The organism is Caulobacter sp. P1_B12_2 (assembly GCF_056406675.1).
In genome coordinates this window covers 1-10,076 of the sequence record NZ_JBFTZS010000144.1, presented here as the reverse complement: position 1 = coordinate 10,076, position 10,076 = coordinate 1, and the positions used below count along the sequence as shown (strand labels likewise).

General features: G+C 67.7%; 9 protein-coding genes. 2 read left to right on the top strand and 7 right to left on the bottom strand.

The window, feature by feature from the left end:
- Together AC1DZ6_RS11030 and AC1DZ6_RS11025 are read right to left on the bottom strand one after the other, a co-directional pair.
- Positions 1 to 1,324: MFS transporter (locus AC1DZ6_RS11030; RefSeq protein ID WP_477097224.1), on the bottom strand; the 1,324-nt coding region annotated here is incomplete at its 3' end.
- Positions 1,325 to 1,416: 92 nt separating this feature from the next.
- Complete coding sequence (locus AC1DZ6_RS11025; RefSeq protein ID WP_477097223.1) at positions 1,417 to 4,104, bottom strand: PAS domain-containing hybrid sensor histidine kinase/response regulator; 2,688 nt, start codon at positions 4,102 to 4,104, stop codon at positions 1,417 to 1,419.
- Positions 4,105 to 4,326: 222 nt separating this feature from the next.
- Here AC1DZ6_RS11025 and AC1DZ6_RS11020 point away from each other — a divergent pair, with 222 nt between their 5' ends.
- Together AC1DZ6_RS11020 and AC1DZ6_RS11015 are read left to right on the top strand one after the other, a co-directional pair.
- The gene (locus AC1DZ6_RS11020) at positions 4,327 to 4,959 is read left to right on the top strand and encodes a LysE family translocator (protein WP_477097222.1); all 633 of its coding nucleotides are present in this window, start codon (positions 4,327 to 4,329) and stop codon (positions 4,957 to 4,959) included.
- A gap of 85 nt (positions 4,960 to 5,044) precedes the next feature.
- Complete coding sequence (locus AC1DZ6_RS11015) at positions 5,045 to 5,761, top strand: ribonuclease T2 (protein ID WP_477097221.1); 717 nt, start codon at positions 5,045 to 5,047, stop codon at positions 5,759 to 5,761.
- 12 nt (positions 5,762 to 5,773) lie between these two features.
- On the opposite strand, the gene AC1DZ6_RS11010 is transcribed toward AC1DZ6_RS11015, so the two are convergent.
- The 5 genes from AC1DZ6_RS11010 to AC1DZ6_RS10990 form a co-directional block, all read right to left on the bottom strand.
- Positions 5,774 to 6,085: a hypothetical protein gene (locus AC1DZ6_RS11010; protein WP_477097220.1), complete on the bottom strand. Its 312-nt coding sequence runs from the start codon at positions 6,083 to 6,085 to the stop codon at positions 5,774 to 5,776.
- A gap of 118 nt (positions 6,086 to 6,203) precedes the next feature.
- Positions 6,204 to 8,354, bottom strand: coding sequence for a polyribonucleotide nucleotidyltransferase (pnp, locus tag AC1DZ6_RS11005; protein ID WP_477097219.1), 2,151 nt, complete (start codon positions 8,352 to 8,354; stop codon positions 6,204 to 6,206).
- Positions 8,355 to 8,602: 248 nt separating this feature from the next.
- A complete protein-coding gene (gene rpsO / locus AC1DZ6_RS11000) occupies positions 8,603 to 8,872 on the bottom strand; it encodes a 30S ribosomal protein S15 (protein ID WP_007667263.1) in 270 nt (89 codons plus the stop codon).
- A 14-nt stretch (positions 8,873 to 8,886) separates the two neighbouring features.
- Entirely contained in the window at positions 8,887 to 9,819 is a 933-nt protein-coding gene (truB, locus tag AC1DZ6_RS10995; protein WP_477097218.1) for a tRNA pseudouridine(55) synthase TruB, read from the bottom strand.
- Positions 9,819 to 10,076: ribosome-binding factor A (locus AC1DZ6_RS10990; RefSeq protein WP_477097217.1), on the bottom strand; the 258-nt coding region annotated here is incomplete at its 5' end. The genes AC1DZ6_RS10990 and truB, both read right to left, overlap by 1 nt.

The window sequence follows — 10,076 nt, the reverse complement described above, 5'->3', positions numbered from 1 at the left end:
GGATCGGGCTGGAGACCGGCTGGGCCTCGACCGGGTCGGGCTTGCCGACGTCGTAGGCCTTGCAGACGGCGAAGTAGCGACCCATCGAGGCCTCCAGCAGCGTCTCGCCGACCTGAACCACTGCCGCCGAGCCGGCGGGGCCGGCAWGGTTGGCGTAGGAGATCCCGGCGTTGGCCAGGGCGCTCTTGGCGATGTCGCAGGACGAGACGAAGGCGGCCTTGCCCACCGGGTCGAACTGCAGGGCGCAGTCCTTGGGATCGGCGGTGACGCTGACCGGGGCGCGCGCCGTGGCCTCGGCCAGGGCCGGGTTGGCGGCGCGTTCCAGCAAATGGAAGCCGGGGAAGTAGAACACCAGGGCCAGGGTCATGCCGCCCAGCATCACCGGCTTGCGGCCGACCTTGTCCGACAGCCAGCCGAACAGGACGTAGAAAATGGCGCTGACCGCCGTGGCGGCCATCATCAGCCCGTTGATCGTGGCGGGCGAGACCTTGAGGAACTTCTCCATGAAGGTCTGGGCGTAGAAGAAGGTCGTGTACCAGACCGCCCCCTGGGCCGACATCATGGCGAAGAAGGCCAGCAGCACCAGCTTGAGGTTCTTCCACTGGCCAAAGGCCTCGGCATAGGGGGCCTTCGAGGCCTCTCCGTCTTCCTTCATCTTGGCGAAGGCCGGGCTTTCGCTGAGCTTCAGCCGCATCCAAACCGAAATGCCCAGAAGGCCGATCGAGACGGCGAACGGGATGCGCCAACCCCAGGCGTCGAAGGCGTCGGGACCGACGTGCTTGCCCAGGAGCCAGCGGGTCGCCAGGATCACCAGCAGGGCGCCGAACAGGCCGAACGCCGCCGAGGTCTGCACCCACGAGGTCGCCCAGCCGCGCTCCTTGGGCGGCGAATGCTCGGCCACGTAGATGGCCGCCCCGCCGTACTCGCCGCCCAGGGCGAAGCCCTGCACGCAGCGCAGCAGGATCAGCAGGATCGGCGAGATGATCCCCGCCTGCTGGTAGGTGGGCAACAGGGCGATGGCAAAGGTCGCGCCGCCCATCAGCAGCACGGTCGCCAGGAACGCGCCCTTGCGGCCGGCCTGGTCGCCGATCTTGCCGAACACCAGGGCGCCCAGCGGCCGGAACGCGAAGCCGACCCCGAACAACGCCAGGGCCGCCACGTAGCCGGCCGTGTCGGACAGGCCCGTGAAGAAGGTCTTGGAGATCACCTGGGCCAGGCTGCCGAAGATGAAGAAGTCGTACCACTCGAAGGCGGTGCCCGCGGACGAGGCCGCCACCACCGTGCGCATCGACGCGCGCGCCTCACCCTGGTCCTGGGCCGTCATGCGTTGGTTTCCCCCGAGTTCTTTGGGGAGGAGCATTAGCGGTTTTCAGCGACGAGGGAAGGTCCTCCCCTGTGCGGGGAGGATCTAGCGACCTAGGCCACCGCGGCGGCTTCCTGCATCTCGCCGCCCGCCAGTCGAACGATCTCGCCGATCAGGGCGGCGGGGGAGATCGGCTTGGCGGCGACGCCGTCCATGCCCGCGGCCAGATAGGCCGCGCGCTGGTGCGACAGGACGTTGGCGGTCAGGGCGATGATCGGGGTGCGAGCGGCGGGACCCGGCAGGTTGCGGATGCGGCGTGCGGCCTCGAGGCCGTCGATGCCGGGCATCTGCACGTCCATCAGGATCAGGTCGAAGCCCCGCGCCGCCGTCGTCACCCCGTCCAGCCCGTCCTCGGCCGTCTCGACGTTGGCGCCCAGCTGCTCGAGGATGCGGCGGGCGACCAGGCGGTTGGTGGCGTTGTCCTCGACCACCAGGATCTTCAGGCCCTGCAGCAGGCCGTCGGCCATCTCGGCCTCGGCCGCGCGGGCCTGGGCCGGCGGCGCGGCGATGGTCAGCAGGAAGGTCGATCCGGCGCCTTCGCGAGACGTGAAGCCGACTTCCCCGCCCATCATCTGAGCCAGACGTCGGGTGATGGCCAGGCCCAGGCCCGAGCCGCCAAACCGGCGGGTGGTGCTGGCGTCGGCCTGCTGGAAGCGTTCGAACAGGCGCGCCTGGGCCTCGGCGGCGATGCCGACCCCGGTGTCGATCACCTCGAAGGCGACGCGCGGCTCGTCTCCGTCCAGGCGGCGGACCTTCAGGGTCACCGAACCGGTCAGGGTGAACTTCACGGCGTTGCCCACCAGATTGAACAGCGCCTGGCGCAGCCGGCTGGGGTCGGTGAGGATCAGGCCGACGTCGGGCGCGTCGATCCGCAGCGCCAGACCCTTGTGCTCGGCCTGGGCGCGCAGCAGCCGCGCCACGCTGGCGGCCAGCTCGCTGGGATCGACCGCCTCGCGGGTGACGTCCAGCCGCCCGGCCTCGATCCGCGAGAAGTCGATCACGTCGTCCAGCAGGGTCGACAGCATCCGCCCGCAGGCCAGAGCCTCGCCCAGCAGGTGGTCGGCGTCGCCCGGCAGCTTCTCGCGCTTGAGCAGATGCATCACGCCCAGCACCCCGTTCATCGGCGTGCGGATCTCGTGGCTCATATTGGCCAGGAACTGGGCCTTGGCCTCGTTGGCGGCCTGGGCGGCGCGCTCGGCCTCGACCAGGGCCAGCTCGGCGCGCTTCTTGTCGTCGATGTCGAGGATCAGGCCGAACGCCTTGCGGATGCGGCCGCTCGCGTCGGTGCGAACCTCGTGGAAGATGCGGATCCAGCGTTCGTCGCCGCTGGGCGTGACCACCCGCACGTCGAACGAACGCCCCCTGGAGCTCAGGTGGCCGTCTTCCAGGCGTTGCGCGGCCTCGGCGGCCTCGTAGACCGCCGTGACGTCGTCGGGGTGGATCATCGGCCAGACGGCGCTGCGCACGTCGTCATAGGAGACCCGACGGCCCAGGATGCGATGGAACTCGGGCGAGCCCCAGAAGGCCTTGCCCGCGTGGTCGATCTCGTAGACCCCGGCCTGGGCCGCGCCCAGGGCGACCCGCAGTCGCCGGGCGTTGGCGCGGGCCTCGCGGCGGGCGTCCGACAGGGCGGTGACGTCGTCCATGTAGGTGATGACGCCCGCGATCTCGCCGTCGGCGTCGCGCCAGGGGCGGGCCTCCCAGCGCAGGGTGTGGCTGCGGCCGAGACCATCGTGAAGCTGGTCCTCGCGCCGCACCACCGTCTCGCCGGTCRGGGCGCGCTCGACGGCCCGGACGAAGCGTTTGCGGGTCCCGGACGTCAGCTCGTGCAGGGTGCGGCCGATGACTTGCGCCTCGGTGGCCTGGAAGATCTCGAGAAAGCGCGGGCTGACCACCTGCAGGCGCAGGTCGCAGTCATAGAGCGCCACGGCGAACGGGGCCTCCTCCACCAGCCGGCGGGCCTGGCGCTCGCCCCAGACCGCCGCGTCACGGGTGCGGGCCACGTCGGTGACGTTCTGGGAGATGCCCTTCAGGGCGAATAGGCCGTCGGCGCGAGGCTCGGTGCGGAACGTGGCGCGATAGGTGAACCACTGCCCGCCGGCCCCACGCAGCCGGTGCTCGATCGTCCCGCCCACACCCGTGCGCACGGCGCGGTCGAACGCCTCGGCCAGGGTCTCGCGCTCGGCCGGGTCCAGCCGATCGTAGAACTGCTCGGGACGGGCGATGGTCTCGGACCCCAGGCCCGTGGCCTCCAACAGATCGCGCGACCACTCGATGAACTTCTCGTGCGGCTCGTAGCTCCACATCCCCACGCCGGCGGACGACGCCAGAAGATCCCGGGTCTGGCGCGCGGCGGCGATCTCGGCGCGACGGGCCGTATCGGCGGTGACGTCGCGCAGGGCGCCGATCATCTCGCCGTTGGGTCCCAGGCGCGAGCGCCCCTCCAGCCAAACCCAGCCGCCGGTCTTGCAGATCACCTTGAGGCGATTGGCGGCCTCGCCGGAGGCCCGGATCAGACCCGCGGTCTCGACGAAGTCCTGGCGCGACTCCGGGTGCACGAAACGCAGGGCGGGCTGGCCGATCAGGTCCTGGCGGGTCCAGCCGGTCACCTGCGTCCAGGCCTCGTTGACCGTGGCGAACCGACCTCTCGACACCACGGCGAACAGATCGTGCGAGTGGTCGAAGAACCACTGCGCGCTCTCGGCGTCGCTCAGCCGCGGGGTTTTCGAAGGCGAGGTCATCGCGGCTCCAGGGACGGAAGCGGGGATGGTGAAGCTGAAGGGTAAACTTATGGTTGGCGTCGGCGATCATTGTTCGCCGACCACGTGTCMGATTTCGACCGGCCTTGGCGAGGCGGTTCAGGAAAGCTGGCCTMAACCTTGGCCGCGAACCGGTGTACAGAGCTGGCGTTCGCGCGACTGGGATTTCCAGGGGCGCCGATCTTTCGCAAGCGGAGCTCGCCCATGCCCGAAGCCAAGGCCTGGATCGCCTTCTGTCTCGTCTGCCTGGGCATGGCCCTGACCCCCGGGCCCAACATGATCTATCTGGTCAGCCGCTCGATCTGCCAGGGCCGCTGGGCCGGGATCGTATCGCTGGTCGGCACGGCGGCGGGTTTCATCGTCTATCTGGTCTGCGCGGCCCTGGGCATCACCGCCCTGCTGATGGCCGCGCCCATCGCCTACGACGTCCTGCGGTTCGGCGGGGCGCTCTATCTGCTGTGGCTGGCCTGGCAGGCGATCAAGCCGGGCGGCGCCTCGCCTTTCCAGGTGCGCGAGCTGCCCAAGGACAGCCCGGCCAAGCTGATCGGCATGGGCTTCCTGACCAACCTGCTGAACCCCAAGGCCGCGATGCTCTACCTGTCGCTGCTGCCGCAGTTCATCGACCCGCACCGGGGCGCGATCTTCGGCCAGTCCCTGGCCCTGGGCGGCAGCCAGATCCTGATCAGCCTGACGGTCAACGGCTGCATCTGCCTAGCCGCCGGCACGATCGCGACCTTCCTGGCCACGCGGCCCAGCTTCGCCATGATCCAGCGCTGGCTGATGGCCACGGTGCTGGGCGGCCTGGCGGTGCGGATGGCGACCGAGGCGCGGCGGTAATCTACATCCGCTCCCAGCCGGGATCAGCGGGTTTTGGGAGCGCCAAGCCATGCTAGACAAGGGACCGTAAGCTCCGGAGTCGCCCATGTCGTCGTCCAAGACCACCCAGACCCTGATCGGCCTCTTCGCCGCCCTGGCCCTGGCCGGCGCCGCCCAGGCCTCCAGTCTGAAATCCTGCGCGATCCCGCCCAGCGTGATCCCGGCCCCGGCCGAGGTTCCGCCCGCTCGCGAGATCCACACCGACGTGCCGACGGCCGCCTACCTGCTGGCGCTGTTCTGGTCGCCCGAGGCCTGCCGCGCGGGCATCCCGGAATCGAACAAGGTCATCCAGTGCGACACCAACAGCTTCGGCTTCACTGTGCACGGCCTGTGGCCCAACGGACCGGACAAGATCCACCCGCGCTATTGCCGTCCCAGCCCCCCGATGAGCGCCGCCACGGTGATGGCCAATCTGTGCATGACCCCCTCGCCCTGGCTGCAGCAGCACGAGTGGCAGGCGCACGGCACCTGCCAGTGGGACACGCCCGAGGCCTATTTCAAGAAGGCCCGCGAGGTCCGCGAGCGCCTGAACGTGCCGGATCTCAAACCGGCTCCGTCGGGGACGATGACCGCCGGCGAGATCCGCCGGGCCTTCCTCAAGCGCAATCGCGGCATGACGGCCGACGGCCTGAACGTCCGGGTCAAGGAAGGCCGCCTGACCGAGGTCTGGGTCTGCATGGACCTGGAGTTCAAGCTGGGCGCCTGCCGAGGCGGCAATGGCGCGCCGGATGATGCGGTGGTGAAGGTGACGCCGAAGCGCTAGGCCCGCCCCGGATCAGGAATAGCCCCAGCGGCGCGACACGGCCGTCCAGCGGCTGTTGCGGGCCCGCGAGGCCTCGAAGCACGCGCCGCAGATCAGGGTGATCCCCGCCTCGGCCTCGGACTGAGCGGTCCATCCGCCGCCGGCCAGCCGGGCCTGCTCGCAGTGGTCGCACCAGGCCGCCTGTTCGTCCGACGCGTCCTCGTCCTGCGGACCGCTGGGCTCGACGAAGCCCAGCCCCACGCCCGAGACCAGGTGTCGGCACACGAAGGTGGGTTTCTGCAGCCCATGGCGTTCGCAGTGAACCCGTGTTGAATCGTCGCTCATCCGAAGCGTCCCCCAACGCCTATGGTTAAGCTAACCCCTTTGAACGGAAACGCAAAACGGGCGGCCCCTTTCGGAGCCGCCCGCTGCTTGAAGCCTCACGATGGAGACGTCATCACCCTCAGGTGTTGACGGCTTCCTCCGGGGTGACGGCTTCCTTCTTGGACAGGTCTTCGCCGGTTTCCTGGTCGACGACCTTCATCGACAGCTTGGTCTTGCCGCGATCGTCGAAGCCGAGAAGCTTCACTTTGACGATCTGGCCTTCCTTCAGCACGTCCGACGGCTTGGCGACGCGTTCGTTGCTGATCTGGCTGACGTGGACGAGGCCGTCCTTGGCGCCGAAGAAGTTCACGAAGGCGCCGAAATCGACGACCTTCACGACCTTGCCGTCGTAGATCGCGCCGACTTCAGCTTCCTGGGTGATCGACTTGATCCAGTCGATGGCGGCCTTGATCTTGTCGGCGTCCGAAGCCGACACCTTCACGGTGCCTTCGTCGTTGATGTCGACCTTGGCGCCGGTGGTGGCGACGATCTCGCGGATCACCTTGCCGCCGGTGCCGATCACTTCGCGGATCTTGTCGGTCGGGATGGTGATGGTCTCGATCTTCGGGGCGTAGTCGCCGACCTCTTCACGAGGCGCGTCCATCGCCTTGTTCATCTCTTCGAGGATGTGCTCGCGGCCGCCCTTAGCCTGGGCCAGCGCTTGCTTCATGATCTCTTCGGTGATGCCGGCGATCTTGATGTCCATCTGCAGCGAGGTCAGGCCCTCGCTGGTGCCGGCCACCTTGAAGTCCATGTCGCCCAGGTGATCTTCGTCGCCCAGGATGTCGGACAGAACGGCGAAGCCGTCCTTTTCGAGGATCAGGCCCATGGCGATGCCCGAGACCGGACGGATCAGCGGAACGCCCGCGTCCATCATGGCCAGCGAGCTGCCGCAGACCGTGGCCATCGAGGACGAGCCGTTCGACTCGGTGATCTCGGAGACCAGGCGGATGGTGTAGGGGAAGTCTTCCTTGGCCGGCAGCATCGGGCGCAGAGCGCGCCAGGCCAGCTTGCCGTGGCCGATTTCGCGGCGGCCGGGGCTGCCCATCCGACCGGTCTCGCCGACCGAGAAGGGAGGGAAGTTGTAGTGCAGCAGGAAGGATTCCTTGTAGGTGCCTTCCAGGGCGTCGATGAACTGCTCGTCGTCGCCGGTGCCCAGGGTGGCGACCACGATCGCCTGGGTCTCGCCGCGGGTGAACAGGGCCGAGCCGTGGGTGCGCGGCAGGATGCCGACTTCGCCGAGGATCGGACGGACCTTGTCGACGGTGCGGCCGTCGATGCGGATGCCGGTGTCGAGGATCGAGCGACGGACGATGTCGGCTTCAAGTTCCTTGAACACCGAACCCAGCTTCAGGGGGTCGATGCCGGCCGGATTGGTGTCGCTCTTGGCGAACTTTTCCGTGGCCTTGGCCTTGGCGGCCGACAGCGCCGAGACGCGGTCGCCCTTGGCGCGGATGGTGTAGGCTTCCGCCAGGTCCTTGCCGACGGCCTTCTTCACTTCGGCCTTCAGGGCGTCGGTGTCTTCCGGCTGGAAGTCGAAGGGTTCCTTGGCGGCGTGTTCGGCCAGTTCGATGATGCCGTCGATCACGGCCTGCATCGACTTGTGGGCGAAGGAGACGCCGCCCAGGACGATCTCTTCCGAGAGCTCCTGGATTTCGGATTCGACCATCATCACGGCGTCGGCGGTGCCGGCCACGACCAGGTCCATCTTGCTTTCCTTCAGCTCGTCGAGCGTCGGGTTCAGCACGTATTCACCGTTGACGTAACCCACGCGGGCGCCGCCGATCGGGCCCATGAACGGGGCGCCGGAGATCACCAGGGCGGCCGAGGCGGCGACCATGGCGACGATGTCGGGATCGTTCTCGAGGTCGTGTTGCAGCACGGTGCAGACGACCTGGACTTCGTTCTTGAAGCCCTTGACGAACAGGGGGCGGATCGGACGGTCGATCAGGCGGGAAACCAGGGTTTCCTTTTCCGACGGACGACCTTCGCGCTTGAAGAAGCCGCCCGGGATCTTGCCCGCGGCGTAGGTCTTCTCGATGTAGTTGACGGTCAGCGGGAAGAAATCTTGACCCGGCTTGGCCTTCTTGGCGAACACGGCGGTGGCCAGGACGACGGTTTCGCCCATGGTGGCCAGAACGGCGCCGTCGGCTTGACGGGCGATGCGACCGGTTTCGAGGACCAGCGTCTTGCCGCCCCACTCGATCGTCTTGCGCTTGATATCGAACATTTTTGCTTCTTTCGGTTCCGAAGGACCCATTTCCTTCAGGACGGACAGGGGCGGGCGGCCGAAGGGCGGTCCCGATGTTTCCTCATCCAGTTCGACAGGCTCCCGATGATCGTGATCCTCGGACGTACAATTCGGCCCCGCTAAGATGCGGAAACCGTAGCGGCCCTTCGTTTCAGCCTGTCTTGAAACGAGGGCTAGAAATGCGTTCGGCCGCCCCGCGTGAMSGGGGCGGCCGAAGTGCGCCTAAACTAGCGGCGCAGACCCAGCTTTTCGATGAGAGCCGTGTAACGGCCCAGATCGGACTTCTTCAGGTGGTCGAGGAGGCTGCGACGCTGGGAAACCATCATCAACAGACCACGACGGCTGTGGTTGTCCTTCTTGTGGGTCTTGAAGTGCTCGGTCAGGTTGGCGATGCGCTCGGAGAGGATCGCGACCTGGACTTCGGCGCTGCCGGTGTCACCCTCGGTGCGGGCGTGTTCGGCGATAAGAGCGGTCTTGCGCTCGGCAGTGATCGACATCGTGTTGTCTCCGCTCAGGTGAGTTGGAAGACCCGCACCGGATTGAGCGAACCGGCGCGCATCTCGCACAAGGCCACCAACCTCTGTCCGGACATGGCGGAAACGGTGCGATCGCCGGGCGTGAGCACGGCTTTCAGCGATTCCACCTGCCTTGGGAGCAGAACGATGGCGCGTCCTTGCGCAAGCCGGAAGGCGTCTTCATCGGTCACGGCCAGCGCCGGGATGTCGTCCAGCGCGGTCTCGACCGGAAGCAATGCCTCCGACAGGCGCGCCTCATAGCTTAAATTCTCCAGGGTTTCCAGGCCTATCGCGGATTCCTCGGTGAACCGGCCGACTCGCGTCCGGCGAAGCTGGTCGACATGTCCACAGGCGCCGAGCGCGGCGGCCAGGTCGCGGACCACGGCGCGGACATAGGTGCCCTTGCCGCATTCCATCTCCAGCTCGATGTGATCGACGTCCGGCGCCGCGCTGACACGCAAGGCATGGACGGTGACCTTGCGGGTCTTCAGCTCGAACTCGACGCCCTCGCGGGCCAGATCATAGGCCCGTTCGCCGTCGACCTTGATGGCCGAATAGTTCGGCGGGATCTGGTCGATCTCGCCGATGAAGGCGGGAAGCGCGGCCTCGACCGCCTCGCGGGTCGGGCGCACGTCGCTGGCCTCGGTCGTCTCGCCCTCGCGGTCCAGGGTGGTGGTCGAGCGACCCCACTGGATCATGAAGCGATAGGCCTTGTCGGCGTCCATCAGGAACGGGACGGTCTTGGTCGCCTCGCCCAGGGCGAGCGGCAGGATGCCGGTGGCCAGGGGGTCCAGCGTGCCGGCGTGACCCGCCTTCTGGGCGTTGAACGCCCGGCGCACGCGGGAGACGGCGCTGGTCGAGGTCAGGTCGTAGGGCTTGTCGAGGCAGATCCAGCCCGAGATGGCGTCGCCCTTCTTGCGGCGGGCCATCAGTCTTGCTCGTCGGCCAGGTCTTCTTCGGGCGCCACGTCGCTGAGGCGGCGTACGTCCTGGGCCACGCGAGGATCCGCGAACAGGCGATCCATGTAGGTGGCCGAGTTGAAGGTCTCGTCGTGCAGGAACTTCAGCTCGGGCGTGAACTTCATGTCGATGGTCTTGGCCAGCTTGCCGCGCAGGAACTTGGTCAGGCGGGTGAGGCCCGCCACCACTTCGGCGGGGCTGCCCTTGACGACCACGGTGCGCGACGG

Bases quoted from the DNA above. Each gene is read 5' to 3' on its own strand.
- AC1DZ6_RS11010 (WP_477097220.1), bottom strand. From the start codon at position 6,085: ATGAGCGACGATTCAACACGGGTTCACTGCGAACGCCATGGGCTGCAG.
- rpsO (WP_007667263.1), bottom strand. From the start codon at position 8,872: ATGTCGATCACTGCCGAGCGCAAGACCGCTCTTATCGCCGAACACGCC.
- AC1DZ6_RS11020 (WP_477097222.1), top strand. From the start codon at position 4,327: ATGCCCGAAGCCAAGGCCTGGATCGCCTTCTGTCTCGTCTGCCTGGGC.
- AC1DZ6_RS11015 (WP_477097221.1), top strand. From the start codon at position 5,045: ATGTCGTCGTCCAAGACCACCCAGACCCTGATCGGCCTCTTCGCCGCC.
- pnp (WP_477097219.1), bottom strand. From the start codon at position 8,354: ATGTTCGATATCAAGCGCAAGACGATCGAGTGGGGCGGCAAGACGCTG.
- truB (WP_477097218.1), bottom strand. From the start codon at position 9,819: ATGGCCCGCCGCAAGAAGGGCGACGCCATCTCGGGCTGGATCTGCCTC.